This is a genomic window from Polynucleobacter sp. es-MAR-4 (assembly GCF_018882055.1).
Lineage (GTDB): Bacteria > Pseudomonadota > Gammaproteobacteria > Burkholderiales > Burkholderiaceae > Polynucleobacter.
This window is the reverse complement of sequence record NZ_JACVPF010000001.1, coordinates 693,109-718,903: the sequence shown is the minus strand read 5'-3', so window position 1 is coordinate 718,903 and position 25,795 is coordinate 693,109. Positions and strand designations below refer to the sequence as shown.

Below are 25,795 nucleotides of genomic sequence, written 5' to 3'. Positions count from 1 at the left end.
GTGTTTAGATGCGGCACTATCGCCATTGTTGGCCGTCCCAATATGGGCAAATCAACCCTCTTGAATGCATTGGTTGGTCAGAAAATCAGTATCACCTCCCGTAAAGCGCAAACCACGCGCCACCGCATTTTGGGAATCCAGAATCGCGAAGAGGCGCAGTTCATCTTTATCGATACACCAGGCTTTCAGACACGCTTAATGAATACCCTGAACAAGGCATTGAACCGCACGGTAACTACCGCCTTGCAAGATGTGAATGTGGCTTGCTTTGTAGTTGAGGCTGGTTACTTTGGTGAGGACGACAAGAAGGTCTTGAAATTACTTCCGGATGACTTGCCTGTTGTCTTAGTGTTGAACAAATTGGATTTATTTAATAGTCGCTTTCAAACTCCTTCTGAGCGAGATCAAGCTTTGCTCAACTTCATTAAAGAAATGGCTCGCCCTTGGTGTGAATTAGGCGGTCACGAAGATCAGAAGTCCGAGTTTGCTGAAATCGTGCCAATGAGCGCCAAGAGCCCTGGTGATGTTGAAAGATTATTGGATGTGCTTGAGGGATATTTGCCCGAGGCGCCGGCAGTCTATGACGGCGAAACTATCACTGATCGAAGCGAGCGATTCTTGGCTGCTGAGATCCTGCGTGAGAAGGTCTTCCGCTTTACTGGTGAGGAGTTGCCCTACACCAGCACGGTAGTCATTGATCAGTTCAAGATGGATGGCAAGATGCGTCGTATAGCAGCCACTATTTTGGTGGATCGCGATAGTCACAAAGCAATGATTATTGGCGCTAAGGGTGAGCGACTCAAGAAGATCTCTACTGATGCCCGTATCGATATGGAAAAGCTCTTTGATGGCAAGGTCTTCCTGGAGACCTGGGTTAAGGTCAAGCGTGGCTGGGCCGATGATCGCGCTGAATTACGGGCGCAAGGTCTAGAGTAATTATTCATGGCCTCTATTCGTGTTGCTGACGAACCCGCTTTTGTATTGCACAGCATTCCGTATAAGGAAACCAGCTTAATTCTGGACGTCTTTACTCGGCAACATGGTCGTATGGCTCTGATTGCTAAGGGTGCTAAGCGCCCACACTCCGTATTGCGCCCAGTCTTGCAGCGCTTTCAACCTCTATTGGTTTCTTGGAGCGGGAAGTCGGAGCTCAGAACTTTAACGAAGTCAGAGTGGGTTGGTGGTACGCCGTCTTTGGTAGGGGATGCCTTACTTTGTGGCTTCTATCTCAATGAGTTATTGGTCAAGTTCCTGGCTCGTGAGGATGACTATGAAAAACTCTACGACCATTACACCGATACGATCTCCGCTCTATCTAATCTCGAATTTGAATCCAAGGGTTTGGAAGAAATTCTGCGTCCTTTTGAATTAACACTCCTACAAGAAACTGGTTATGCAGCAGCGCTAGATCGTTGCGTCGAAACCAATAGCACCCCCATTTCAAATGAGCAATATGTTTATCAGCCAGAGCGTGGCGTGAGGCCTGCTCAAGGAGATGATCCAGGCCACTGGCCAGTGTTGAGTGGCAAGTCTCTCTTGGCAATTGCAGCAGGAGACTTTTCTGATCAAGAGACGCTTTCCGAGAGCAAGCAGTTGATGCGCTTCTTATTGGGCTTACACCTTCAGGATCAGGTGCTTACTACCCGTCAGATTTTGATTGATCTGAAGAAAATCTAGTAATCTATCCAAATGAATACCCAATCAAAGCTTGAGCTTGGCATCAATATCGATCACGTTGCTACTTTACGGAATGCGCGAGGTACGGTTTACCCTGATCCTTTAAAAGCCGCACGATTGGCCGAAGAGGCTGGCGCCGATTTAATCACTCTGCACTTACGTGAAGATCGTCGCCATATTAAAGATGCAGATTTGATGGCCTTACGTCCTTTGATTCAGACACGTATGAATTTGGAGTGCGCCGTTACGCCTGAAATGATTAATATTGCTTGTAGGGTTCAACCGCATGATGTTTGTCTGGTGCCTGAAAAGCGTGAAGAGGTCACTACGGAGGGTGGTTTAGATGTAGTAGGTCACTTTGAAGCAGTCAAAGCTGCAGCTACACAATTAAAAGCTACCGGTATTCGCGTATCCCTCTTTATTGACCCTGAAGAGAAGCAAATTCAGGCTTCTAAAGATGTTGGTGCAACAGTGGTTGAGTTGCACACTGGTCGCTATGCCGATCTTTCTGGAGATCAACAGATACAGGAGCTCGAGCGCATCAGAAAAGCAGCTCAATTTGGAAAAAGCATTGGTTTACGAGTTAATGCTGGTCATGGCTTGCACGAGGGTAATGTGATGCCCATAGCTGCGATCATTGAACTCTCTGAGCTCAATATTGGGCACGCCATTGTTGCCGAGGCGCTCTTTAAAGGCTGGCAAAAAGCGATCACTGATATGAAAGCTCTGATGGATCAGAGTAGGGCTAACGCTTCCAAATCAGAATGAGCTTGGTAATATAAAAATGATCATCGGTATTGGCACAGACATCTTGCAAATCGAGCGGCTTCAAGCTGCCTACGATCGTACCAATGGTCGTCTAGCTGAAAAAATCCTTGGGTCGGATGAGATGTTGGTTTTCAAGCATCGCTTGGCTAGAAATCACAAGAGGGGTATTGCTTTCTTGGCAACACGTTTTGCTGCAAAAGAGGCGTTCTCCAAGGCAATTGGTCTTGGCATGAGAATGCCGATGACTTGGAGATCCCTCCAGACATTAAATGAGCCAAGCGGCAAGCCGGTAACCTCTTATCTTGGTGCGCTAGCGGTATTTATGACAGAGAAAAACTGGGAAGCTCAAGTCACTGTAAGTGATGAGCAAGATATGGCAATTGCCCATGTCATCGTGGTTCAAAAATAAGACAGCCAGCAAAAGTAAACAAAACCAAAAAATTACGAGGAATACATGAGTAAGTCGACTATGAAACCAGGCCCAATTACTTTGGATGTTGTTGGCCTTGAGTTAAATGCAGAGGATCGTCGTCGCATCCTGCACCCACTTACTGGTGGTGTAATTTTATTTGGCAGAAACTTTGCCAATCGCAAACAGCTTACCAAACTCACTGCAGATATTAAAAAGCTACGGTCTGACGTATTGATCTCCATTGATCATGAGGGTGGACGTGTTCAGCGCTGCAGAACTGATGGCTTTACCCATTTGCCTGCCATGCGCAAGCTTGGTGAACTCTGGGGATCCAAAAATAAATCAAAACATACTGCAGAATCCGCTGCTATTGCGATGGCGGCAGCTACTGCCTGTGGATATGTTTTAGCTGCCGAGTTAAGGGCTTGTGGTGTGGACTTCAGTTTTACCCCAGTTTTGGATCTCGATTTTGGTCGTAGTGGTGTGATTGGAGATCGGGCTTTTAGTCGTGATCCACAAATTACCTTTGCATTGGCGAAGAGTCTGAATGAAGGTTTACGTCTTGCAGGTATGGCGAACTGCGGAAAGCATTTCCCTGGACATGGCTGGGCAGAAGCGGATTCTCACGTGGCTATTCCAGTGGATGAGCGTCCTTTGAAGCAAATTCTGAATGACGATGCTAAACCCTATGAGTGGTTGGATCTGAGTTTGACTGCAGTAATGCCTGCCCATGTGATCTATCCAAAAGTAGATAAGAACCCTGCTGGATTTTCTAAGGTTTGGTTGCATTCCATTTTGCGTCAAGAGTTAGGCTTTGAAGGCGTGATCTTTAGTGATGATCTTTCGATGGAGGGTGCGAGTGTTGCCGGATCGGTAGTGAAGGGTGCGGACATGGCGCTTGAGGCGGGATGTGATGCGGTCTTGATTTGTAACCGTCCAGACTTGGCTGATCAATTGCTCTCTCAACTCAAGGTATCTAAAGGAAAACAAGCGGAATCCGCCATTCGATTAAATCGCTTGATGCCAACTGCCACAGCTCCAGTATGGGATGAGTTGCAGTCTGAAGCCCAATATCAACATGCCAAAGGTTTACTCCAGCAACTGAATTTGATTGGGTAGAGTTTCTATTTCCTTGAAACTCTTTCCCATTCTGCGAGAACAAATTTTTTAATGCTGTAACCTTGCTCTCTGGCGCAGACAATAGTCTCTACATCGACCGGCTGATATATCTTTTGCAGTCTTAGCATGTCACCTTTGGTTGAAAAATTTGGCATCCAGGATCCCCAGAAAAATCCAATACTCTCTAGTCCAAGGTAAGCATGGGCTGCCGCTTCTTGTTCAATTGGTATATCCAAATAAATAGATGCCAGATTGAGGGCTTCTAATTTAGTGAGCTCATGTTTGACTGCAGCAACTAAATCGCTACCAATGCGATCGATTGCAATATTGGCTGTTTGAATATTGGAATTGATAACGGTATGAAAAGTCGTTGTTCCGCTAGCCGCTATATTCGAGCTCACAATATTGCGTTGAATATTTAAATCCTGCACCAATGATTTTGCATGCTCAGCATGTTGGGCTGGCATAAAAATGGTGTGAGGGCGATCATTTAGCTGCAAATAAAAAGCTAGCAGTGACATCCGAGTATCAGGATGATTTTCTAGGCCTTTCATAGAGATGGTTGCTGGGGTATCGCCAATAAACAAACCCGTTTCTTTGGCGTTAAGGGTAATCATTTCATGTTGGCTATATGGGTGGTTTGTTACGCACTCAGTCCAAAACCCCGGCAAAGAAAGTTCTTGGGCAATCTCAATTCGCTCCTTTGCCATGATTTCGGCAATATGCTGACCTCTAAAATTTGGATCAACCATCATCTTTCCGGCTTCAGGCGAAACATTATGGGCGCCATCAAATGTAAGTGCGCAATGCCCAATGATTTGACCGCTACCGAGTTTTGCTACCACTGAGTGCATCAACTTATTCTCGATAATTTCTTCTAATTGATTGATGTCATACATCACCTTGTTTGGATAGCTTTCACCATAACAGCGGCGCACGCAGTCAATCAGCTGAGGAAGATCGGCTGGCTTTAATCTGGTGATTTCTGGGGGGTTGGTATTAGTCATAGTTTGGATATTATGACTTGTACCTGAGAAAGAAAAAAGCCCGGCGAACCGGGCTTTTTGCTATCGAGTGAGCTAATTAGTTAGCGCGGCTACGATATTCGCCAGTGCGAGTATCGATTTCGATCTTGTCACCAGTGTTGCAGAACAATGGCACTTGCAATTCATAGCCAGTAGCCAATTTTGCAGTCTTCAATACTTTGCCTGAGCTGGTATCGCCTTTTACTGCAGGCTCTGTGTAAATGATTTCACGAACCAAAGAGTTTGGCATTGCCACTGATAGTGCTTTACCTTCGTAGAACACGACTTCGCAAGGCATGCTTTCTTCGAGGTAATGCAATGCATCGCCCATGAATTCAGCTTCAACTTCGTATTGGTTGTAGTCACCATCCATAAATACATACATTGGATCTGCGAAGTAAGAATATGTGCAATCTTTCTTGTCCAAGATCACTACATCAAACTTGTCATCTGCTTTGAATACGCCTTCGTTAGGTGCACCAGTCAACAAGTTCTTAAATTTCATTTTCACAACAGAGGAGTTGCGGCCTGAGCGGCTGTATTCTGCTTTTAAAACGACCATGGCATCAGTGCCGATCATTACTACGTTACCAACGCGGAGTTCTTGTGCTGTTTTCATCTTGCTATTCCTGGGTGCAGAGCTGATTTTCTGCGGTTTTTATCAAAAACAAGATTGTAACCGCCCGCAGGCGGATTTCGCTCAAGATCAGGCTACAAAGCCCATTAGGCGGGCAGCTAGGCCACCATCGGCTTGTTTTTTAAGTAAATCAGCTTGCCAGGCCTCGGAATGGGTGCTCCATTCATCTATTGATTGATACCACTCGCTAGGCATTGCCCAAGTCATTGCGGCTATTACAGCGTGTTTAAGCTCTTGTGATGCGTCTTCAAGATAGAGATCTAAAAATGCGGCCAACTTGGTTTCATGAGCGCGATCTTCCTGGGGATAAATATGCCAAATGAAGGGCTTTCCGGCTAACTGAGCTCGGACAAATGAATCTTCGCCTCGAACGATATTGAAGTCGCATTGTGAAAGCACCCAATCGTATTCATCTTGAGAAACAAAAGGAATCGAGATCAACTGAATGGAGTCGGGCAAAGTAAGCGGTTGAGTAGGGTGGGTCGAACTGAATTGCAATTGCTCGCGTTGTCCATGTGTCAGCACAATGTCAAAATTTTCATCCAGGGCTGCCAGATCTTCTAACCATTTCAGGAGTGGTGCGCCTGGGTAGCAAAAGATGCTAATGCGTTTTGTATTGGGTCGTAGGAGTGCCCAGCTTGCTTTGAGGCTATCCGGAATCAATTGCTCGCTCAGCAATGGGTCATTGGGGATTGGGTCAATTAGGATACCGCCCGCATTATCTTGGAAGCCTGGGAAGAAAAAGTATTTCGGGATACCGTGCGCTTGCGGGGATGCTTTCTGATGAAAGTCCACAATCCAGGGCTCTGCACTTAAGTACTCTAGATTAATGATGATGGGTTTTTTGGGGGCAATCAGCAGGCCCGCAAGGTAGCGCTCGGGAAGATCGCATCCAAATGCCTCAATGACTACATCAGGGGGTTCAACTGGGTGACGGCTATTGCTATGACTTGCTTCCCAAGGCTGGATATCAATACGACCCTTGATTTCAGGGTCAACTCCAGAAGCGAGTAAATTAAGGGTTGGCAGATCGTCACAGAAAATGCGCACGTCTTGGCCATGAAGACTTGTTAAGCTTCTTGCTAGGCGCCAGCAAACACCGGCATCACCATAGTTGTCTACGATTTGACAGAAAATATCCCAACGCATGAGCAATTCGCTTTTTGAAACCCTTCAGCAGGATGTTAAACGGCTACCCGGATTGCCGGGGGTGTATCGCTTCTTTGATGAGGCGGGACATATTCTGTATGTCGGTAAAGCGCGCAACCTCAAAAAGCGTGTATCTAGTTACTTTCAGCGAACCCAGCTTTCACCACGTATAGAGCTGATGGTGGGAAAAATTGCCCGCTACGAAACAACAGTAACACGCTCAGAAACCGAAGCCTTAATTCTAGAGAACAATCTCATTAAGGAGCTGGCTCCTCCATTCAACATTCTCTTCCGGGATGATAAGTCCTATCCCTATGTCATGTTGACAGGACACCAATTTCCTCGCTTGGCCTCGTATCGTGGAAAAACAGACAAGCGCAACAACTACTTTGGACCATTTCCGAATTCATGGGCAGTCCGCAATAGCGTGCAGATTCTGCAGAAAGTCTTTCGCCTGAGAACGTGTGAGGACTCTGTATTTAAAAACCGCAGTCGTCCTTGCTTGTTACATCAAATTCATCGCTGTAGCGCACCTTGTGTTGGTCGTTTGAGTGTTGAGCAATATGGGCAGGACGTAGCCCAAGCAACCCGTTTTTTAGAGGGCGATCATAGTCGCGTGCTTTCTGAGCTTGAAAAGAAAATGCACGCTTATAGCGATGCCATGGAATTTGAAATGGCTGCAGTGTTGAGAGATCGCATTGCAGATCTTTCCAGCGTATTGCAACAGCAATCGATGGACACTGTTGCTGATGGCGAAGGTGATGTTGATGTGATAGCTGTTGCTCAAATGGAAGGCGTGGTCTGCGTCAATTTAGCAATGATTCGTGGTGGCCGCCATTTAGGTGATCGCGCCTATTTTCCTAAAGGCTTACGCTCAAGCTCAGGAGAGCTTCCACCGCCCGCAGAAATTTTAGAAGCTTTTATTGCTCAGCATTATCTGGAGGAGAAGTCTGGGGATAGTGAAGCAACTACCAATTTAATTCCGCCTGTGCTGATTCTGAATCATCCCTTAAGAAAGCTAGTTGATGATATTGCGGCACCAGAAGAAAGTGCTGAAGATGTCTCTGAGCAATCATCCCCAGAAGGTTTGCATGATTTACTCAATGCACAAGCGGGTAAGCGCATCACCTTCCTTCATCAGCCACAAGGGCAGAGGCGGCATTGGTTGGCTATGGCTGAAGGCAATGCCAAGATTGCGATAGCGAAGCGTTTGGTAGAGACGGGCGGTCAACTGGCAAGGGCTAGGGCGTTAGCTGACGTTCTGGCATTGGAATTGGAAAGTCTTGAGCAACTGCGTATTGAATGTTTTGATATTAGCCATACCTCTGGTGAGGCCACCCAAGCTTCTTGTGTGGTGTATTCCAAAAATGCGATGCAGCCTAGTGAATACCGCCGTTTCAATATTAATGACATTACCCCGGGCGATGACTACGCTGCAATGCGTCAGGTCTTACAACGCCGTTATGCAAACTTTCAAGAGCTCCCTGTCGATAAGATGCCGCAAGTCATTTTGATCGACGGTGGTAAAGGCCAGGTTGAGATGGCTAGACAAGTTCTTTCTGAATTCGGTATGGATATTAGTCTCATTGTTGGCGTTGCCAAGGGTGAAGGGCGCAAGGTGGGTTTGGAGACTTTGATTTTTGCGGATGGACGAAAGTCGCTTGAGCTCGGCATTGATAGTGCAGCCTTGTTATTGGTAGCGCAAATCCGTGATGAGGCGCATCGCTTCGCCATTACGGGTATGCGAGCGAAGCGCGCAAAAGCCAGAACGGTTTCCCAGTTGGAGGAGATTGAGGGGATTGGTGCAAAACGCCGTCAAAAATTACTCGCCCGGTTTGGTGGTTTACGTGGCGTTTCGAATGCCACTATCGAAGAGCTTTCCAGTGTTGAGGGTATTTCCACTGCATTGGCCGAGCAAATTTACAAGCAGCTCCATTGATTCCCCAGTGCGCTCACATTGGTTTATGCTTGAGCCATGCCTTTTAATCTGCCTATCGCTCTGACCTGGTTGCGCGTTGCCGCAATTCCGCTCGTGGTTGCAGTGTTCTATTTGCCCAGTAACTGGCTTACTCCCTTTGAGCAGAATCTGACGGCCACTATTATTTTTGTGTTTGCGGCGGTAACTGACTGGTTAGATGGTTTCTTAGCTCGCAAGATGAAGCAGGAGTCGGCATTTGGTCAGTTCTTGGATCCGGTAGCCGACAAGCTGATTGTTGCTGCTTCATTACTGGTTCTCCTCAATATGGATCGAGTCCAAGTGTGGGTGGCCCTCATCATTATTGGCCGTGAAATTACCATCTCGGCATTAAGAGAGTGGATGGCGCTATTAGGTGCTGGAAAAAGCGTTGCAGTGCATATGGTTGGTAAGTTAAAAACTACTGCGCAACTGGTTGCGATCCCATTTTTATTGCTTAACGACACTTTATTTGGGTGGCTGAATTGCGCTCAAGTAGGTACTTGGTTAATCTGGATTGCGTCCTTTTTGACGCTTTGGTCCATGTTCTATTACATGAAAAAGGCCTTACCTCAGCTGGTAGATAAATCTAAATAAAGACTGCAAAGCCTGATGGAGTATGGCTTGGACTAATCTTTATTCGCCATGGTTTCTGGATCCAAACAACAAATAATGCCTTCTTGCAAATTGTTTGTTAAACTACTGCCCTGTTATGCGGGAATAGCTCAGCTGGTAGAGCGATACCTTGCCAAGGTATAGGTCGGGAGTTCGAACCTCCTTTCCCGCTCCAAGTTCGATGGGAAGCCCTAAAAAGCTTCCCATTTTTGATTCAAGCATATGGCGCGTTGGCCGAGTGGTTAGGCAGGAGCCTGCAAAGCTTCGTACGGGGGTTCGATTCCCTCACGCGCCTCCAGTAATTTGGATTGACGAATCAATCATATCGCCTAAAATACTTACAAATGCTGTAAGCGCTCTTGCGTTAATCACTTTGGGCTATCAAGAAAAACGATGAAATTTCAAACTCTAAAACTTAGCGCGCTTAGCTTTCTCTTCTCTGCTCTGCTGGTCGCTTGTGCGTCTTCTGGAGATTCTCCAACAGGTACGCCTAGTGAAGTTCAGGAAATTCAGTCTCAGCTTTTAGGCGATATGCCATTACCTCAGGGCGCTCGTCTTGCTGGTTCTGACTCAATCATTATCGGTCGTGGTAACGAGTGGGTTGGTCGGGCAGTAGTTAATGCGCTTCAGGGTGCAACTGATGTGTATGCATTTTTTCAGTCTGAATATCCTAAGGGTGGCTGGACTACAGTCACAGCCGTAAAAGCAAAGACCAGTATTTTGGTGTTTACAAAGGGCGATAGAACTGCAACGATTGAAGTGACTGAAGGTTCGCTTGGTGGACCTAAGTCTGTCATTACAATTACTTCCTCACCAAAGAATGCAAATGTATTAGCCCCATCTAGAAAATAAAAATTGAATTAATACCCGACAAGTATGTGTCTGGTAATTAAAAAAGGCCTCGTATAGAGGCCTTTTGCTTTATGGGGCGAGGCTTAAAGCCCGCCAGCCCTGATCAGGCCAACAGCCTGTCCCTCTACAGCGAAGTTCGGCTGACGTCTATCTACCAAAATATTTTTGAAGTCTGGATTCTCGGCCTGCAATTCAATCACCATGCCATCCGCAGTCTTCTTTTGGTTCCAACGTTTCACTGTCACTTCATCATCTAAGCGTGCAACTACGATATCGCCGTTACGAACTTCTGAAGTTTTTCTAACGGCTAGATAGTCGCCATCTAAAATGCCAGCATCGCGCATGCTCATGCCAACAACCTTCAGTAAGTAATCGGCACCTTTACTAAACAAGCTTGGATCAATTGGAACTTGTTTTTCAATATGCTCAATCGCTGTGATTGGGGAGCCTGCGGCAACACGACCAATGAGTGGTAGTGTCAGTTGCTGAAGTGCGCCAGAAGGCAAAGACATCTGGCGATATTTGTTTGGATTGTGTGTCTGATTAAAACGCTGTGGAATTCGAATGCCTCGCGAGGTTCCTGGTGTTAGTTCGATGTAACCTTTTTTTGCTAAAGCGCGCAAGTGCTCTTCAGCAGCATTAGCAGAAGCAAAGCCCAGTTGCGCAGCGATTTCGGCGCGCGTTGGAGGTGAGCCGCTTTCATCAATGGCTTTGGTGATTAATTCCAAAATCTCACTCTGACGTGAGGTGAGTTTGGGGAGGGCAGTCAGCTCCTCTGGAAAATCGACTGTATTTATGTCCATACTGGGATTGTATACAGCACTATTTGAATATTCAAGCTATTTGGAGGCGGATAATGGTGAAATGAGCTCAATTTCGAACGTTTCTGAAAATACACCCCATCTTTTGGTTTTAGGTATGGGTGGCACGATTGCGGGTCTTGCCCCAAACCCCGCAGAAAACCCTCTTCAATACCAAGCTGGCCAGGTAGGGGTTGATGCATTGGTAGCGCATGTTCAGTCAGTGGTGCCTGAGGGTGTTAAGTTGGTATCGCGCCAGCTAGTAAACATCGATAGTAGTAATTTGACTGAAGCCCATCTGACTATGCTGGGGCTAGCTGTAAGTGAGGCTCTTCTAGATGAAAGGGTCAAGGGGCTTGTGGTGACCCATGGCACCGACACGATCGAGGAGACGGGCGTATTTTTGCAGGCTACTTGTGGAAAATTAGCCCAAACTCAGCGCAAGCGAGTAGTTTTGACGGGGGCAATGCTAGCAAGTAATGTGCCCGGAGCTGATGGCCCCTCAAATCTTTTGGATGCATTGCGCTGGGCTTCTACTTCCATTGATAACTGTCCTGGTGGCATCTATGCGGTCATGGATGGGCGAGGATGTATGGCGATCGATTTGGCTAAGCGCCACGCTACAGCTCTGAATGCCCCTTTGCAAGATGCCCCGTCTAGCTCGGTTGGACTAATCAATCCCTCTTGGTTATCAGGCGTCAAGGCTGTTCAGGCGGCGTGGACTGAGGATTTACCAATTCCACAAGAGCGTGAGTGGCCTTGGGTTGAGATCTTGACCAGTCATGCAGGCGCACGTCCTGAAACCATCACACAGTGGCTCAATAGTGCTGTTGAAGGCTTTGTTATTGCCGGGACAGGGCATGGTGACTTTCATGATGACTGGGTAGCGCCTTTGGAGCGGGCAATGACCCAAGGGATTGCCTTGGTGAGAACGACTAGAACAGGTGCTGGGGCTACTTTGAGAAATATTCCTAGGTTAGATCCAGCTGGATGTTGTGCTTCAGGGCCCTTAACAGCACCGAGAGCCAGAATTGCGCTCCAATTGGCTCTAAATGCGGCAAAACAGGCAAAAATAGCCGGTAAACCCCTGACTTGGCAGGATTTTTTTGCTAGAATAGCGGACTTACCTGAAATTCGGTAAGGACTTAAAAGCAGTAAATTTCTGTAGTTAGTTTTACCTACAATTTGTTACTACCTTGTCACACTGGCGCTAACTTTAAAACCATCGGAAGTTAGCAAGACGCCCAGGTGACTTTATCCTTAAGGAGTGTTAGATGCGTCATTATGAAATCGTCTTTATCGTCCACCCGGACCAAAGCGAGCAAGTGCCTGCGATGATCGATCGCTACAAAGCGACATTAGCTGCTGCTGGCGGCAAAATTCATCGTATGGAAGATTGGGGTCGTCGTCAGATGGCTTACATGATCGACAAACTTGCTAAAGCCCATTACGTTTGTATGAATATTGAGTGCGACCAGAAAACTCTGGACGAGCTCGAGCACGCATTCAAATTTAACGATGCTGTTTTGCGTCACCTCATCATCAAGACTAAGAAAGCTGAAACAGAGCCTTCCATCATGATGAAAGAAGTGCAACGTGAAGAAGCGCGCAAATCAGCTCAATCCGACGCTCCTGTAGCAGCGGCTTAAGTTAGAAATTTGAAGAGGAATACACAGACTAGAAAACGTATCAGAGTGACGGAGCGGCGTTGAATCATTTCACCCTAACTGCATTCTTGGTAGCTAAAGACGCGATTCGATTTACACCTGCAGGAATACCGGTGATGCATTGCCAGCTAGAACATAGCGGCGAAGTAAGCGAGGTAGGAGTAGCAAGGAAAATTCAGATGAGTGTTGAAGCCATAGCAATTGGCCCGATTCAAAAGGGCTTAGAGCAAATGGATTTAGGAGCCGAGGCAGTATTTGAGGGATTCTTAGCACCCAAGACTCTACGTAATCAAAGACTTGTTTTCCATATCACCCATATTCAATTGAAAAATTAAAGAGGAAATCATCATGGCGTTTGGAAAGAAACCCGATTTCAAAAAGAAACCAGCTCAGAACCCATTGTTCAAGCGTAAGCGTTATTGCCGTTTCACTGTTGCTGGCGTAGAACAGATTGATTACAAAGATGTAGATACATTGAAGGACTTCATTGGCGAAAACGCTAAGATCACTCCTGCACGTTTGACAGGCACTAAAGCTAAATATCAGCGTCAGTTAGACACTGCTATCAAGCGTGCTCGTTACTTGGCTTTGTTGCCATTCTCCGATCAACACAAGAAATAATTGGGAGCCCTCAATGCAAATCATTCTTTTAGAAAAAGTAATTAACCTGGGCAACCTCGGTGACATCGTTCGTGTTAAAGACGGTTACGCTCGTAATTTCCTAATCCCACAACGTAAAGCTCGTCGTGCAACTGAAACAGCAATCGCTGACTTTGCAGTGCGTCGTGCTGAGTTGGAAAAATTGGCTGCTGAGAAATTAGCTGCTGCTGAAGCGGTTGGCGCAAAGCTCAAAGACTTGGTTCTCGAAATCGGTCAAAAAGCAGGTGTTGACGGTCGTTTGTTTGGTTCTGTAACCAATCATGACATCGCTGATGCTTTGAAAGCTAAAGGCTTTGTAATCGAAAAAGCTTCTGTACGTATGCCTACTGGCCCGTTGAAGATGGTTGGTGATCACCCTGTAGCGGTAGCTGTTCATACCGATGTAGTGGCTGACATCACTATCCGCGTAGTTGGCGAGCAAGCGTAAGTTTTAGATCTGTAAGCTAGCCTCATGGCTGAATCCCGCTCACGCTCCCTTATGTCAAATCCTGGCATGATGGGTTCTGGGGATGCAGCCTTGCAGGCTTTAAAAGTACCGCCGCATTCTGTAGAAGCCGAGCAATCTTTGCTCGGCGGTCTACTGATCGATAACACTGCCTGGGATCGTCTGGGTGGCGTGTTAACTGATAAAGATTTCTATCGCCCTGAACATGCTTTGATCTATAAGGTCATTCAGCGTTTAGTTGGCGACAATCATCCTGCTGACGTCATTACTGTTCATGAGGCCGTTAAGTCCGAACAGGGTGGTGATTTGGTTGGAATTGATTACCTCAATTCATTAGCGCAAAGCACACCAAGTGCAGCGAACATCAAGGGCTATGCCGACATTGTTCGTGACCGCAGCATTCTGCGTCGCTTGATTGAAGTATCTGACAACATTGTGAATTCTGCATTTGTTCCAGAGGGCCGTTCAGTGAGAACGCTCTTGGACGAAGCGGAGTCACGCATTTTGCAAATTGGTGAAGAGGGCAGTCGCAAGGCGGATTACCTCGAGATTGAACCCTTACTTAAAACTGTTGTCGCTCGTATTGATGAGCTCTACAACCGTCAAGGTGGGAGCGACATTACTGGTATTGCAACTGGATTTATTGATCTAGATAAACAAACTAGCGGTCTGCAAAAAGGCGACTTAGTGATTGTTGCTGGAAGACCGTCCATGGGTAAAACAGCATTTGCATTAAACATTGCGGAGAACGTCGCATTGGCCGAAGGCTTGCCAGTCGTTGTTTTCTCAATGGAGATGTCGGGTGAGCAGTTAGCTGCTCGCTTGCTAGGCTCAGTAGGGCGCGTTGACCAAGGTCGTATGCGTACAGGTAAGCTGCAGGATGATGAATGGCCACGCGTTACCGATGCAATTGCCCGCTTAAGTAATACCCAAATTTTGATTGATGAGACTGGTGCTCTTTCAAGTTTAGAGTTGCGTGCACGTGCGCGTCGTATCGCTCGTAACTTTGGCGGAACACTTGGCCTCGTTGTAATTGATTACTTGCAGTTGATGAGTGGCTCTGGCTCCGAGAACCGTGCCACTGAGATTTCTGAGATCTCACGTTCCCTTAAATCGCTCGCAAAAGAATTGCAGTGCCCTGTAGTGGCTCTGTCACAGTTAAATCGTGGTCTTGAGCAACGCCCTAACAAGCGTCCAATCATGTCTGATTTGCGTGAGTCAGGTGCGATCGAGCAAGATGCCGACTTAATTATGTTCATCTATCGTGATGAGGTCTATCACCCAGATACAACCCAAGATAAAGGCGTTGCTGAAATCATCATTGGTAAGCAGCGTAACGGCCCAATCGGAACAATTCGTCTGAGCTGGCAGGGTCCATATACCAAGTTTGATAACTTGGCGATGGGATCGGTTGGATATTCTTCAGGCGGGTATGAGCCGTTCTAATTCAAAGCCAATCAAGTAAGAGTTGCAGTTAATACGAATAAAAAAGCCTCGCATTGCGAGGCTTTTAGTTTGAAGAAAGGTGAATTACTTGCCGCCTTCACACTTCTTAATCGATGCAGCTTTAGCGGCCCCATACAGTGGCTTACCATCCTTGCTTACTGCCTTAGCTTCGCAGCTATTATCAGCAGCAGCGCTACCCATACATTTCTTGATGGAGGCATCTTTAGCAGCGCCATACAGTGGCTTACCATCCTTGCTGACTGCCTTAGCTTCGCAAGCAGCTTGATCTGCAAAAGCGATAGATGGGATTGCAAAACTGAATGCAATGCTTAAAGCAATGATGATTTTTTTCATGTGAATCTCTCCTCGGGTTGGTAATTCATTATTTCTAATAAATATTCGAAAGCATATTAGCTGTTGGGTTAATAGATCTTAACTATAGAGCTAATTATCATTTGGCCATTATCCAAATCTAGCGCTAAAAATTGATTTTATGAAATATCTCGTATTTAAATCCCCTATATTGCTCATGAAATTATTGGGCTGCTTTTTTATATTTTTTTCTAGCACTAGTTTTGCTGCATCAGTAGGAGGTTGTAATAACTACACTCCTGATGCAGGAACTTCAAGTGCTCGAGTGACGGTGACATGTAGTTCATCAGTAAGCCCAGATGCCACTTCAGGTGTTATATCTACGCAGGGATCAACAACGCTTGGGAATTATGTAACAGTCAATATCCTCAATGGAACATCCTTGATTATTGATGGCTCTACAGTTGGGGTTGGAAGCAATGCAAATATTAGTAACCGTGGCAATTTAAATACCAGCTCTTTTTATTATGGATACGGCATGTCTTCCGGTGCAAATGGTCGATCCCAAGCTGGTGGAAACACTTTGGTGAATGAATCTAATGGCACTATATACACTGGTGGTGGATATGCTGCTGGTATGTATGTAAGCGCTACTAATGCTTCATCAGTCGCCAATGCCTTGACTAATGATGGTCGTATTCAGACTGATGGTGTTGGCGCCGCAGGTATGCGTTTGGTTTCTGGGTCCACATCAGGCTCTGTAGTCAATTCCATCGTTAATACTGGCCTCATTACGACTAATGGTTCAGCGGCTCATGGCATTCAAGTTTCAGGAGTTGGGTCGGTTACCATTCAAAATACTGGAACAATCACAGCTAATGGGGCGAATGCATTTGGTATTTATAGTGCCGGAAACATTATTTCTCTTACCAACTCTCAGGGTGGCTCAAACCCTCTAACGTTTTCTGGTGTGCTGCCTACGAATTACAACGCAGTGATTGCAAGTCCAACTGCTTACGGTAAGTTAGATGCTAGCAATGGAGTCGTAACTGGTGTGATGAATTTTGCGGTTGCTAGCACCTCTACTGTAGCTGCAACTACCTACGTTACTGTGCTCTCAGGAATCAAGATAAATAATTTAGGCAATTCATATGGAACTGTCACTATAGGTGGAACTCAGTATCAATGGGCTTTAGTGCATCGTATTAATGGCCCTGCAGATAAGACGGATTTAGTGTTGAGCCCTGTTGTGCAGCCCAGCCTAGCTGCACTTGAGGAGACTCTTGCAACCCAGTCCTATTTAATTGCGCCGATTGCATACGACACTCAAGTTGCTCTATCTAGTATGGGTACAGCACTGCAGGGTCTTTTTTCTATGCAATCCGCTGGTGTGATCAATGGCATGAGCTATGACTGTTCATTATTCGGGGCAAATAATGTTTGCGTTTCTGCCGGCGGAAGGTTTACGAATGTTAGTGCCTATCCTTACAACAATAGTAGTGCTCTAGTTATTGGTGCCTATCGGGTATCAAACAACATTCGGATTGGTGGGTACCTAGATCAAAATCTTTCGCAGAGCACCCCTGGCGGTATTGCCCAATTAAGTAACGGCAGTCCAATGGTTGGAGTATTTGGCGTATGGTCGCAAAATCCGGATGGTACTGGTGTAGAGACAAAGGTTTCTGCGGGGTACGCAAACAAGGGTGCAACCCTAACTCGTCCGGTAGTTGGCGTATCTGAGGCTGGTACAGGCTCCACTTCCCTGACATCACAAGGTGTACTTGGATTATTTAAATACGGATTTGGCATAAACAATAAGACAGTTCTATCGCCGTATGCTGGAATGCGCTACGTAGTTGGTGGAATGAATGGGTATGCAGAGAGTCAGTCAAATACAGTTTCCAGTCCACTGACGTATAACGCTATTGATAATTACACGACAACTGTTCTTGCTGGAATTTCTGGAACACATAAGCTTAACGAAAAAACAAGCTTTCTTATTAGCGCTGGTATCGAAAAAGATACCAATGCAAATATTAGTAATTTAGTGACCACTGGTAATGGTGAATTCAATATCGCAATGAATAATAACTATCGCAGCACAAGGCCAACCGCAAGTTTGGGTGTTTTTCATGATCTGAGTATGAATGAGCGTATTGGAATTTCTGCGATTTATCGCCAAGAAGCTTATCAAGCATTGACCTCAGCCACAGTCATGGCTACGTATACAGTGGGCCTGTAATTAGCCCTATTAATTTGCTGTAGTGAGTCTTCTGGCTTCGGTAAACCTAGCGGCCCAGTAGGGCGTAGTGATGTACTCCAGGCGTACAGTTCCTCCAGCGCTTGGGGCATGCACAAATCTTCCTTGTCCTACATAAATGCCCGCATGTGAATACTTGGCGCCGGTTGTGTTGAAGAAGACGAGATCTCCTGGTGCAGGCGGACCATTGTCTACGCTTTGACCTCGATTGCTCATTTCTTGAATGGTTCTGGGTAGTTTGATGTTGGCAGATTTGTTGTAAACATAAACAATGAGCCCGCTGCAATCAAATCCTGCTTTTGGATTATTGCCACCATAACGATAGGGCACCCCCACTAAGCCAACTGCAGCAATAGAGATGTCTTCGGTGCCAACGCTAGTGTCCTGTTTGAACTGAGTCACGCGTGAAGCGCCAGATTTTCCGCTGAATGTACTGCACCCCCCTAGGGTGAGTAGGCTGATAATAAAAATGCCGCACCCGATTAAGGTGCGGCATGAGGGGGATTGCTTAGAGTGCGTCAGCAGCATGATCCGCAAGACGTGAACGCTCACCGCGAGCCAAAGTCACATGTCCGCCATGACGCCAGCCTTTGAAGCGATCAACCACATAAGTTAGACCTGAAGAGCCTTCAGTTAAGTAAGGGGTATCGATCTGGGCAATATTACCCAAGCAAACAATCTTGGTTCCTGGGCCCGCACGAGTAACTAAGGTCTTCATTTGCTTCGGAGTTAAGTTTTGTGCTTCATCAATGATCACAAACTTACTAACAAAAGTTCTGCCGCGCATGAAGTTCATGCTTTTCACTTTAATGCGTGAACGAATTAATTCTTGTGTAGCTGCGCGTCCCCATTCACCGGCGCCATCTTCATTGCGTTGTAACACCTCTAGATTGTCATCAAACGCACCCATCCAAGGCTGCATTTTTTCTTCTTCAGTGCCTGGTAAGAAGCCGATGTCTTCTCCCACGGGTACAGTTGCGCGAGTAATGATAATTTCGTTATAGCGCTTGCTGTCTAAAACCTGCTCAAGCCCAGCAGCTAAAGCCAGCAAGGTTTTTCCGGTACCAGCTTGACCCAGTAAGGTAATAAAATCCACATCCGGGTTCATCAGCAGATTCATTGCAAAGTTTTGTTCGCGGTTACGTGCTGTCACGCTCCATACATTGTTTTTCTGATGAGAAAAATCTCTCAAGGTTTGGAGGAGGGCAGTTTTGCCGTTGATTTCTTTTACTTGTGCATAAAAGGGTGTCGAGCCATCGGGATTTTCCTGATAAACAAACTCATTTACCAGCATGCTTGGGACAGAAGGGCCGGTGACGCGATAAAACATCGTGCCAGATTTACCGTCAGCCCAACTCTCCATATCTTTGCCATGTTTTGGCCAGAAGTCTGCTGGTAATGTCATGACGCCGGAATACATTAAGTCGCGATCTTCTAAGACCTGGTCATTGAAATAATCTTCAGCAGGCAGACCTAAGGCGCGAGCCTTAATGCGCATATTGATATCTTTGGATACCAAGACCACTTCTTGACCTTTTCGGGTCTTTTGGAGTTCGCTCACTACCGCAAGGATGAGGTTATCTCCTTTGCCTTCAGGCAAACCTTCTGGCAATGCCTGGGTAGTTAACTTGGTCTGGAAAAAGAGGCGACCAGAAACATCCTGATTGCCTAATTTATTTAGAGGAATACCTTCATCTAATGTGCCGCTGGTGCCGGCAACCAATTGATCCAATGAGCGGCTGACTGTGCGGGCGTTGCGCGCAACTTCAGTCATCCCTTTTTTATGGTTATCCAGCTCCTCAAGAGTGGTCATTGGCAGGAAGAGGTCATGCTCAGAGAAGCGGAACAGGGAGCTCGGATCATGCATTAATACATTGGTATCAAGCACAAATAAGCTTGGGGGTCCCGTACGAATAATGCGTTTTGGTTTTTCTGGGATGCTTGCTGCCTTCTTATCGCCGCGATCATTGCGAACTGAAACTGGACTGCGATCACTTTTAATCCTCTCAAGCGCGACCTCAGCAGCAGATAAATCTTCTTCTACATCTGTTGCCCAATCTGGCGCATGGCTCTCCATCACAACAGTTTTTGCTGGTGCAGGACGCTTCTTTAAATTTGGAGTGTCTTTACTGCTAATTTTTACTTGGCCAGCAATTTGAGTTGGGATTGGGGGCAATGGCATGCAGACTCTCCTAAAAGAAAAAACCGTCAAGCGGATTGCATTGACGGTTTATAACGAAACTGGGTGCAAAACGATCTGTAAAACGGCGGGGGTTGTTTACCAAGCCTGTTGTTAAGAATCCAGGCTGATGAGTCAAACGGATTATTAGACTTTCCCGTCGTTTACGGTGCATATGAACAACTTTACCCCAAATTTTGGGCTTTGCAAGTACCCCAGATTAAATTAATTTAAAAAATTATTTAGTTGCCTGGGCTGCCTGTAATACCTCTGTCACATGACCTGGAACTTTAAGGCCGCGCCACTCTTTAACAAGCTTGCCTGAGGAGTCGAAGAGGAAGGTGCTGCGCTCTACGCCGCGAACCTGCTTGCCATACATATTCTTCAGCTTCATTACGCCAAAGAGCTGGCAGAGAGTTTCTTCGGTATCAGCAACGAGCTCAAATGGCAGCTCAAGTTTGCTACGAAAATTGTCGTGAGACTTTAGGCTATCCCGAGATACACCAACGATCAGGGTATTGGCTTTAGTGAAGGCATCAATATTGTCACGGAATTCACCAGACTCTGCGGTGCAGCCAGGAGTCATATCTTTTGGATAAAAGTAGATGACCAGTTTTTTGCCTTTGGCTGAATCCGGCGTAAAAGTTAACCCCGATGTTGCTGGGATCGCGCACTGGGGCATTGGCTTGCCAATTTCTACTGTCATGATGATCTCTCTTGTTTGATCTTATGTATTACTTACACTGCTTGCAAAATCAGTTCGCCACTTCGGTTCGGAATTTCTCCCCAAGTGACCGGCTGCACGGCTATTTTATCGAGTTGTTTGGTAGCTTCCCAGGATTTATGAAGTTCACCCATGGTGACTAAGTCGTGACCTTGGTTTAGCCACCCGGCCAGTAGTTGTTCAAAAGCGGGTAGAAGCTTTTGGCCCTCTAGCTCAGCATGTAGAGTGAATACCTGATCATTTGGATTGCTTTGGGTAATCTCGAGTAGCTTCTTAACAGCACCAAACTCATCTGCGCCATCAATCCCAATCAACTCATCAAAGGTGGGAAGGGTAGTGGGGTACTGGACATGTTTTGCTCTACCAGACGGAAGCTCAAAACGATAGGGCATTAAATTTGGCTCAGCTCTGCCATCCGAAGAATATTGAATACCCCATTGATCGAGCTGCTCAAACGCAGCCTCATTCATTTGCCAACCAGCGGCGCCATAAGTGACTGGTGTATGTCCAAAGATCTCCACAAAACGATCCCAGCTTTTTTGCATCTGTGCTTTAGTCCACTCGGCGTCACGATTACGCACTGCGTCTTGCCAAGCCACATGATCCCAGGTATGAATGCCAGTCTCGTGACCGGCAGCATCAATCGCGCGCATCTCAGCAGCAGCTTGTTTGCCAATATCTGGGCCGGGAATCAAAACGCCGTACAGCAAGGTTTTGATGCCGTAATGCTCAACAACGGATGTACGACTTACTTTTTTTAGAAAGCCTGGCTTAAAGACTCGTTTGAGAGCCCAACCAGTATGGTCTGGGCCCAAGCTGAACAAGAAGGTGGCCTTGAGTCCAAAGCGTTCAAGTGCACGCGCTAGATTAGGGACGCCTTCTTTGGTGCCGCGTAAGGTATCAACGTCTACCTTGAGAGCAATCTTTGCCATGAACCTCTGTGCTTATTCTTTGTCAACCAAGTGGCGTGCTTTTTCCACATCTTCGCGATAGGCTTCGAAAATATTCTTCAGTGCATCACTCATATTGGTAGTGGGTTTCCAGCCCAATTCGCTCATCGTGTTGTCAATTGCTGGAACACGGTTCTGAACGTCTTGGTAGCCTTCACCGTAGTAGGCGCCAGAAGTGGTTTCTACGATCTTTACTTCATTTGCTGTCTTTGCATACTCAGGAATGCTGCGAGCAATCTCCAGCATCTGATTAGCCAGCTCACGAATAGAGTGATTATTTTTTGGATTGCCGATGTTGTAGATCTTTCCGTTAGCAACACCATCTTTGTTATCGATGATGCGCATTAAGGCATCAATGCCATCGTCAACATAAGTAAATGCACGTTTTTGTGCGCCACCATCAACCACATTGATGGACTCGCCGCGAACGATATGACCTAGGAACTGAGTTACTACGCGGGAGGAGCCTTCTTTTGGTGTGTAGATGCTATCTAGACCAGGGCCAATCCAGTTAAATGGACGGAAGAGGGTAAAGCGTAAACCTTCCATGCCATACCCCCAAATCACACGATCCATCAACTGCTTGGAGCAAGCGTAGATCCAGCGTGGTTTGTTGATGGGCCCGTAAACCATATTCGATTTGGCAGGGTCAAATTCACTGTCTTCACACATGCCATAGACTTCGGATGTGGATGGAAATACCAAATGCTTCTTGTATTTAACAGCTGAACGTACGATCGGAAGATTGGCTTCGAAATCAAGCTCAAATACTTTGAGTGGTTGCTGCACATAAGTTGCTGGCGTAGCAATCGCAACCAAAGGCAGAATGACATCGCATTTACGAATGTGATACTCAACCCATTCTTTATTGATGGTGATGTCACCCTCAAAGAAGTGCATACGGGGATGGTTTACTAAATCACCAAGGCGATCGTTTTGCATATCCATGCCATAGACATCCCAATCGGTTGTCTCAAGGATGCGCTTTGAAAGGTGGTGACCAATAAAGCCGTTTACGCCAAGAATGAGTACTTTTTTCATCTTTACTGCCTCGTTTTTAATCTAAAGAGTGCTGCTTTTAATTTGTTAGCTATTTGCTGGGTACCAATCCAGTATTGCTACTGCCTTTTGGTCGCCACAAACGCCGAATACCTGATTATCAACCACTTGGATGCCAGGAGTCTGAAGATCTAGCTGCCCCGGAAATGGCGCTTCCAGGCTGGTGCTGGCTACGATCCTGCGCTGACCTTGCCAGTCGGTAAAAGCCCCGGGATAAGGGGGCGCAACAGCTCTGACGAGGTTATGAACCTGCTGGGCCGTCTGATGCCACAGAATTTGCCCATCCGCAGGCTTTCGGCCTCCAAAATAGCTTCCCTCGGCTAGATTGTTAGGTTTTCTGGGGATATTGCCCCGAACAAGCTCTGGCAGAACTTGGTTCATGATGGCCACTGCTGCTTGACTGACTTTGCCAAAGACTTCTGTGGCAGTTTCATTAGGGCCAATCGAGACTGCGGACTGTCCCACAATGTCGCCTGCATCTGGCTTTGCTTCCATGATGTGCAATGTGGCGCCAGTTTCAGTTTCTCCATGAAGGATGGCCCAATTGACTGGCGCCCGCCCACGGTACTTTGGCAGTAATGAGCCATGCATATTTAAAGCGCCAATCTTGGCGCAGGCCAAGAGTTGTGCCGGGATCATATGGCGATAGTAGAAAGAGAAAAGGTAATCAGGCGATAACTTTTGAATCTGGGGCACGAGATCTAGCAACTGATTTGCATTTGGTGTGATGTATCGAATCTGCCGCTCCTCGCAGAGCTTGGCAACACTCCCAAACCAGACATTCTCATTGGGATCATCTTGATGGGTTACTACCAAATCAACTTGTATTCCCGCATTGAGCAATGCCTTGAGGCAATTGACGCCAACATCGTGATAAGCAAAGACGACTGCGTGCAATTATTTTTTCTCTAAAACGGTTTGCACAACATAGCGCGGACGCTCACGAACCTGTTGGTAGATGCGGCCAATATATTCACCGAGTAGACCAAGGCCAAATAGCATGACGCCAATCAGGAAGAAGGTGAGGGCGAATAATGTAAATACACCTTCAACCTCAGCACCTAGAACAAAGCGACGAACTAAAAGGTATATAAACAGGCTGCCCGCAGCCATTGCCAACAGCATTCCAAGGATCGAGAAAATCTGCAAGGGCATAACCGAGAAACCGGTTACTAAATCGAAGTTCAAACGAATGAGTTGATACAAGCTGTACTTAGATTCACCGGCAAAGCGCTCTTCATGTTTAACAGTGATTTCCGTAGGGTTTGAGGCGAAGGTGTAAGCCAGCGCTGGAATAAAGGTATTGCTTTCATCGCACTGTCGAACGAGGTCAACGATGCGACGGCTATAGCCGCGCAGCATGCAGCCTTGGTCGGTCATCGTGATACGAGTAATTTTCTCGCGCAAATGGTTCATCGCACGGGAGGCAAATTTTCTAAAGAAGCTATCGCGACGATCGGCGCGGATAGTGCCAACGTAGTCATGACCTTTGAGTAATTCATTTACCAAGGCATCAATTTCTTCGGGGGGATTCTGCAGATCAGCATCTAAGGTAATGATGTATTCACCACGGGAGTACTCAAACCCTGCCATGATCGCCATGTGCTGACCAAAGTTGCTATGAAATAACACGGCACGAGTGACATCAGGGCGCAGTTCAACTTGTTTGGCTAGGATGCCGGCAGAGCGATCTTTGCTTCCATCGTTTACAAATACCACTTCATAAGCGATATTGCGCTTGCTAGCCATCGCATCTAACGCAGGGTATAAGCGGTCAAAGAGTGCTTGAAGACCATCTTCCTCGTTATAAACGGGGATAACAACGCTGAGGGCGGGATTGCAGGCTTGGGTAGCTAAATTTGCAGTCATCCTGCAATTTTGCCTGATTCCTCTCTAAGCGCTAATTTTTACGATGTTTCTTCAGAATTTCAGTCAAAGCACTAGCTATACGGCCAATATCTTCATCTGCCATGCCTGGAAAGAGAGGGAGGGTCAAAATGGAGCGGCCAATGCGCTCTGCTACTGGGGTGCTTGCAGTTTTGTAGCCTAATTTTTGATAAAGCGTAAATCCAGTAATGGTGGGGTAGTGAACACCTGTGCCAATGCCCAAATCTTTTAACTCAGTCATCACCTGTGCTCGATCTACATTCAATTGCTCGAGCGGCAGAACAACTTGGAACATATGCCAGTTGCTATCGGTAAAGTTTTCTACTGGTAACTCTAGGTTGAGTTTATCTAAACCAGCAGATTTCAATTCGCTGCGAATAGCATCAAAGTACTGTCTTGCTAGAGCGCTTCTGCGTGCCTGAAAAGTAGGTAGTTGCTTCAGCTGATGCAATCCAATGACAGCGTTCACATCCGTCAAATTATCTTTACCACCAAGGACATCTACATCCATGCCATCCATACCTTGGCGTGTGAGACCTTGAAGTCGAAACTTTTCTGCGAGCTTTGCTTCGCCCTCATTGTTGAGTACAAGGCAGCCGCCTTCAACGGTCGATAAATTTTTATTTGCCTGAAAACTAAAGCTCACAAGATCGCCAATGCTGCCAATCTTTTGACCTTTCCACTGCGATCCAAATGCTTGCGCTGCATCTTCAATCACACGCAGCTTGTATTGCTTGGCCAAGTCATAGAGTTGATCCATATTGACAGGCAGACCAGCTAAATAGACGGGCATGATGGCGCGCGTCTTCGGCGTAATCGCTGCGGCCAGCTTGTTTAAATCAATATTGCGAGTGATGGGATCAATATCTACAAACACGGGCGTTGCACCAACACTCAGAATGACATTGGATGTAGCCACCCAAGAGATTGGGGTGGTAATGACTTCATCACCTGACCCAATACCGGCAACCTGCAGAGCGATTTTCATAGTGGCAGTGCCGTTGGCAAAACAACGTACAGGGCGACCGCCAAAATAGTCACTCAAGGTCGCTTCAAATTCGGCTAATTTAGGTCCTGAAGTCACCCAGCCAGAACGCAATACTTCGGCTACAGCATCAATCGTTTCTTGATTGAAGTGTGGGCGCGTAAAAGGAATAAAAGGCAGGGAATTTTGAGTAACTGACATAGGAGCCTTGAG

28 protein-coding genes and 2 tRNA genes are annotated in these 25,795 nt (G+C 46.5%); 17 read left to right on the top strand and 13 right to left on the bottom strand.

Annotation, left to right across the window (positions count from 1 at the left end; translation table 11 throughout):
- The 5 genes from era to nagZ are packed head-to-tail and all read left to right on the top strand — an operon-like array spanning nt 1 to nt 3,976.
- Nucleotides 1–936, top strand: coding sequence for a GTPase Era (era, locus tag ICN16_RS03610; protein ID WP_216134125.1), 936 nt, complete (start codon nt 1–3; stop codon nt 934–936).
- Nucleotides 937–942: 6 nt separating this feature from the next.
- On the top strand, nt 943–1,677 hold the full coding sequence (recO, locus tag ICN16_RS03605; protein ID WP_216134122.1) for a DNA repair protein RecO: 735 nt from the start codon (nt 943–945) through the stop codon (nt 1,675–1,677).
- Between the two features lie 12 nt (nt 1,678–1,689).
- Complete coding sequence (gene pdxJ, locus ICN16_RS03600; protein ID WP_216134120.1) at nt 1,690–2,445, top strand: pyridoxine 5'-phosphate synthase; 756 nt, start codon at nt 1,690–1,692, stop codon at nt 2,443–2,445.
- Between the two features lie 16 nt (nt 2,446–2,461).
- Nucleotides 2,462–2,854 carry a holo-ACP synthase gene (gene acpS, locus ICN16_RS03595; RefSeq protein ID WP_216134118.1) on the top strand — a complete coding sequence of 131 codons (393 nt, stop codon included), beginning with the start codon at nt 2,462–2,464 and terminating at the stop codon, nt 2,852–2,854.
- Between the two features lie 45 nt (nt 2,855–2,899).
- Nucleotides 2,900–3,976: a beta-N-acetylhexosaminidase gene (gene nagZ / locus ICN16_RS03590; protein ID WP_216134116.1), complete on the top strand. Its 1,077-nt coding sequence runs from the start codon at nt 2,900–2,902 to the stop codon at nt 3,974–3,976.
- A gap of 5 nt (nt 3,977–3,981) precedes the next feature.
- Here nagZ and ICN16_RS03585 read toward each other — a convergent pair whose 3' ends face one another.
- The 3 genes from ICN16_RS03585 to earP form a co-directional block, all read right to left on the bottom strand.
- A complete protein-coding gene (locus tag ICN16_RS03585; RefSeq protein WP_216134114.1) occupies nt 3,982–4,983 on the bottom strand; it encodes a GNAT family N-acetyltransferase in 1,002 nt (333 codons plus the stop codon).
- A 76-nt stretch (nt 4,984–5,059) separates the two neighbouring features.
- Nucleotides 5,060–5,620 carry an elongation factor P gene (efp, locus tag ICN16_RS03580; RefSeq protein ID WP_015421585.1) on the bottom strand — a complete coding sequence of 187 codons (561 nt, stop codon included), beginning with the start codon at nt 5,618–5,620 and terminating at the stop codon, nt 5,060–5,062.
- An 87-nt stretch (nt 5,621–5,707) separates the two neighbouring features.
- Complete coding sequence (gene earP / locus ICN16_RS03575; RefSeq protein ID WP_216134111.1) at nt 5,708–6,787, bottom strand: elongation factor P maturation arginine rhamnosyltransferase EarP; 1,080 nt, start codon at nt 6,785–6,787, stop codon at nt 5,708–5,710.
- Here earP and uvrC point away from each other — a divergent pair.
- The 5 genes from uvrC (at nt 6,786) to ICN16_RS03550 (ending at nt 10,208) form a co-directional block, all read left to right on the top strand.
- Nucleotides 6,786–8,726, top strand: a complete 1,941-nt coding sequence (uvrC, locus tag ICN16_RS03570; protein WP_216134109.1) for an excinuclease ABC subunit UvrC — start codon at nt 6,786–6,788, stop codon at nt 8,724–8,726. The genes earP and uvrC overlap by 2 nt on opposite strands.
- A gap of 36 nt (nt 8,727–8,762) precedes the next feature.
- On the top strand, nt 8,763–9,338 hold the full coding sequence (pgsA, locus tag ICN16_RS03565; protein ID WP_216134107.1) for a CDP-diacylglycerol--glycerol-3-phosphate 3-phosphatidyltransferase: 576 nt from the start codon (nt 8,763–8,765) through the stop codon (nt 9,336–9,338).
- A 117-nt stretch (nt 9,339–9,455) separates the two neighbouring features.
- Nucleotides 9,456–9,531, top strand: a tRNA-Gly gene (locus ICN16_RS03560).
- A 49-nt stretch (nt 9,532–9,580) separates the two neighbouring features.
- Nucleotides 9,581–9,654 (top strand) — tRNA-Cys (locus ICN16_RS03555).
- 95 nt (nt 9,655–9,749) lie between these two features.
- Nucleotides 9,750–10,208 (top strand): hypothetical protein, encoded by a 459-nt coding sequence (locus tag ICN16_RS03550; protein ID WP_216134105.1) that lies wholly within the window; start codon nt 9,750–9,752, stop codon nt 10,206–10,208.
- Between the two features lie 83 nt (nt 10,209–10,291).
- Here ICN16_RS03550 and lexA read toward each other — a convergent pair whose 3' ends face one another.
- Complete coding sequence (gene lexA / locus ICN16_RS03545) at nt 10,292–11,011, bottom strand: transcriptional repressor LexA (protein ID WP_216134096.1); 720 nt, start codon at nt 11,009–11,011, stop codon at nt 10,292–10,294.
- A 61-nt stretch (nt 11,012–11,072) separates the two neighbouring features.
- On the opposite strand from lexA, the gene ICN16_RS03540 reads away from it, so the two are divergent.
- From ICN16_RS03540 to dnaB, 6 genes are all read left to right on the top strand, one after another.
- Nucleotides 11,073–12,149, top strand: coding sequence for an asparaginase (locus ICN16_RS03540; RefSeq protein ID WP_216134094.1), 1,077 nt, complete (start codon nt 11,073–11,075; stop codon nt 12,147–12,149).
- A gap of 133 nt (nt 12,150–12,282) precedes the next feature.
- Entirely contained in the window at nt 12,283–12,657 is a 375-nt protein-coding gene (gene rpsF / locus ICN16_RS03535; protein ID WP_015421573.1) for a 30S ribosomal protein S6, read from the top strand.
- A gap of 59 nt (nt 12,658–12,716) precedes the next feature.
- A complete protein-coding gene (gene priB / locus ICN16_RS03530) occupies nt 12,717–13,010 on the top strand; it encodes a primosomal replication protein N (protein WP_216134092.1) in 294 nt (97 codons plus the stop codon).
- A 13-nt stretch (nt 13,011–13,023) separates the two neighbouring features.
- A complete protein-coding gene (gene rpsR / locus ICN16_RS03525) occupies nt 13,024–13,296 on the top strand; it encodes a 30S ribosomal protein S18 (protein WP_011902267.1) in 273 nt (90 codons plus the stop codon).
- Between the two features lie 13 nt (nt 13,297–13,309).
- On the top strand, nt 13,310–13,762 hold the full coding sequence (gene rplI / locus ICN16_RS03520) for a 50S ribosomal protein L9 (protein ID WP_015421571.1): 453 nt from the start codon (nt 13,310–13,312) through the stop codon (nt 13,760–13,762).
- 24 nt (nt 13,763–13,786) lie between these two features.
- Nucleotides 13,787–15,226 carry a replicative DNA helicase gene (gene dnaB, locus ICN16_RS03515; RefSeq protein ID WP_370625601.1) on the top strand — a complete coding sequence of 480 codons (1,440 nt, stop codon included), beginning with the start codon at nt 13,787–13,789 and terminating at the stop codon, nt 15,224–15,226.
- Nucleotides 15,227–15,310: 84 nt separating this feature from the next.
- Here dnaB and ICN16_RS03510 read toward each other — a convergent pair whose 3' ends face one another.
- Nucleotides 15,311–15,580, bottom strand: a complete 270-nt coding sequence (locus ICN16_RS03510) for a hypothetical protein (RefSeq protein WP_216134090.1) — start codon at nt 15,578–15,580, stop codon at nt 15,311–15,313.
- A gap of 139 nt (nt 15,581–15,719) precedes the next feature.
- Between ICN16_RS03510 and ICN16_RS03505 the strand changes: the two genes are divergently transcribed.
- Complete coding sequence (locus ICN16_RS03505; protein WP_216134088.1) at nt 15,720–17,780, top strand: autotransporter domain-containing protein; 2,061 nt, start codon at nt 15,720–15,722, stop codon at nt 17,778–17,780.
- 9 nt (nt 17,781–17,789) lie between these two features.
- Here ICN16_RS03505 and ICN16_RS03500 read toward each other — a convergent pair whose 3' ends face one another.
- From ICN16_RS03500 to ICN16_RS03465, 8 genes are all read right to left on the bottom strand, one after another.
- Nucleotides 17,790–18,326 carry a C40 family peptidase gene (locus ICN16_RS03500; protein ID WP_216134079.1) on the bottom strand — a complete coding sequence of 179 codons (537 nt, stop codon included), beginning with the start codon at nt 18,324–18,326 and terminating at the stop codon, nt 17,790–17,792.
- Complete coding sequence (locus tag ICN16_RS03495; protein ID WP_216134077.1) at nt 18,307–19,980, bottom strand: PhoH family protein; 1,674 nt, start codon at nt 19,978–19,980, stop codon at nt 18,307–18,309. The genes ICN16_RS03500 and ICN16_RS03495 overlap by 20 nt, the downstream gene beginning before the upstream one ends.
- Before the next feature lie 235 nt (nt 19,981–20,215).
- A complete protein-coding gene (locus tag ICN16_RS03490) occupies nt 20,216–20,683 on the bottom strand; it encodes a peroxiredoxin (protein ID WP_216134075.1) in 468 nt (155 codons plus the stop codon).
- Between the two features lie 32 nt (nt 20,684–20,715).
- Nucleotides 20,716–21,633, bottom strand: a complete 918-nt coding sequence (locus ICN16_RS03485; RefSeq protein ID WP_216134073.1) for a polysaccharide deacetylase family protein — start codon at nt 21,631–21,633, stop codon at nt 20,716–20,718.
- 12 nt (nt 21,634–21,645) lie between these two features.
- Nucleotides 21,646–22,692, bottom strand: coding sequence for a bifunctional UDP-4-keto-pentose/UDP-xylose synthase (locus tag ICN16_RS03480; protein WP_216134071.1), 1,047 nt, complete (start codon nt 22,690–22,692; stop codon nt 21,646–21,648).
- Nucleotides 22,693–22,737: 45 nt separating this feature from the next.
- Nucleotides 22,738–23,607, bottom strand: a complete 870-nt coding sequence (locus ICN16_RS03475) for a formyltransferase (protein ID WP_216134069.1) — start codon at nt 23,605–23,607, stop codon at nt 22,738–22,740.
- A complete protein-coding gene (locus ICN16_RS03470; RefSeq protein WP_216134067.1) occupies nt 23,608–24,579 on the bottom strand; it encodes a glycosyltransferase in 972 nt (323 codons plus the stop codon).
- Between the two features lie 31 nt (nt 24,580–24,610).
- Nucleotides 24,611–25,783 (bottom strand): DegT/DnrJ/EryC1/StrS aminotransferase family protein, encoded by a 1,173-nt coding sequence (locus tag ICN16_RS03465; RefSeq protein WP_216134065.1) that lies wholly within the window; start codon nt 25,781–25,783, stop codon nt 24,611–24,613.
- Between the last annotated feature and the right edge of the window lie 12 nt (nt 25,784–25,795).

Coding starts and splice junctions, on each gene's coding strand:
- lexA (WP_216134096.1), bottom strand. CDS start 11,011: ATGGACATAAATACAGTCGATTTTCCAGAGGAGCTGACTGCCCTCCCC.
- ICN16_RS03500 (WP_216134079.1), bottom strand. CDS start 18,326: ATGCTGCTGACGCACTCTAAGCAATCCCCCTCATGCCGCACCTTAATC.
- efp (WP_015421585.1), bottom strand. CDS start 5,620: ATGAAAACAGCACAAGAACTCCGCGTTGGTAACGTAGTAATGATCGGC.
- recO (WP_216134122.1), top strand. CDS start 943: ATGGCCTCTATTCGTGTTGCTGACGAACCCGCTTTTGTATTGCACAGC.
- ICN16_RS03480 (WP_216134071.1), bottom strand. CDS start 22,692: ATGAAAAAAGTACTCATTCTTGGCGTAAACGGCTTTATTGGTCACCAC.
- ICN16_RS03470 (WP_216134067.1), bottom strand. CDS start 24,579: ATGACTGCAAATTTAGCTACCCAAGCCTGCAATCCCGCCCTCAGCGTT.
- ICN16_RS03465 (WP_216134065.1), bottom strand. CDS start 25,783: ATGTCAGTTACTCAAAATTCCCTGCCTTTTATTCCTTTTACGCGCCCA.
- ICN16_RS03550 (WP_216134105.1), top strand. CDS start 9,750: ATGAAATTTCAAACTCTAAAACTTAGCGCGCTTAGCTTTCTCTTCTCT.
- acpS (WP_216134118.1), top strand. CDS start 2,462: ATGATCATCGGTATTGGCACAGACATCTTGCAAATCGAGCGGCTTCAA.
- ICN16_RS03585 (WP_216134114.1), bottom strand. CDS start 4,983: ATGACTAATACCAACCCCCCAGAAATCACCAGATTAAAGCCAGCCGAT.
- rpsR (WP_011902267.1), top strand. CDS start 13,024: ATGGCGTTTGGAAAGAAACCCGATTTCAAAAAGAAACCAGCTCAGAAC.
- ICN16_RS03505 (WP_216134088.1), top strand. CDS start 15,720: ATGAAATATCTCGTATTTAAATCCCCTATATTGCTCATGAAATTATTG.
- ICN16_RS03485 (WP_216134073.1), bottom strand. CDS start 21,633: ATGGCAAAGATTGCTCTCAAGGTAGACGTTGATACCTTACGCGGCACC.
- ICN16_RS03510 (WP_216134090.1), bottom strand. CDS start 15,580: ATGAAAAAAATCATCATTGCTTTAAGCATTGCATTCAGTTTTGCAATC.
- rplI (WP_015421571.1), top strand. CDS start 13,310: ATGCAAATCATTCTTTTAGAAAAAGTAATTAACCTGGGCAACCTCGGT.
- dnaB (WP_370625601.1), top strand. CDS start 13,787: ATGGCTGAATCCCGCTCACGCTCCCTTATGTCAAATCCTGGCATGATG.
- rpsF (WP_015421573.1), top strand. CDS start 12,283: ATGCGTCATTATGAAATCGTCTTTATCGTCCACCCGGACCAAAGCGAG.
- ICN16_RS03495 (WP_216134077.1), bottom strand. CDS start 19,980: ATGCCATTGCCCCCAATCCCAACTCAAATTGCTGGCCAAGTAAAAATT.
- nagZ (WP_216134116.1), top strand. CDS start 2,900: ATGAGTAAGTCGACTATGAAACCAGGCCCAATTACTTTGGATGTTGTT.
- uvrC (WP_216134109.1), top strand. CDS start 6,786: ATGAGCAATTCGCTTTTTGAAACCCTTCAGCAGGATGTTAAACGGCTA.
- ICN16_RS03490 (WP_216134075.1), bottom strand. CDS start 20,683: ATGACAGTAGAAATTGGCAAGCCAATGCCCCAGTGCGCGATCCCAGCA.
- earP (WP_216134111.1), bottom strand. CDS start 6,787: ATGCGTTGGGATATTTTCTGTCAAATCGTAGACAACTATGGTGATGCC.
- ICN16_RS03540 (WP_216134094.1), top strand. CDS start 11,073: ATGAGCTCAATTTCGAACGTTTCTGAAAATACACCCCATCTTTTGGTT.
- pgsA (WP_216134107.1), top strand. CDS start 8,763: ATGCCTTTTAATCTGCCTATCGCTCTGACCTGGTTGCGCGTTGCCGCA.
- pdxJ (WP_216134120.1), top strand. CDS start 1,690: ATGAATACCCAATCAAAGCTTGAGCTTGGCATCAATATCGATCACGTT.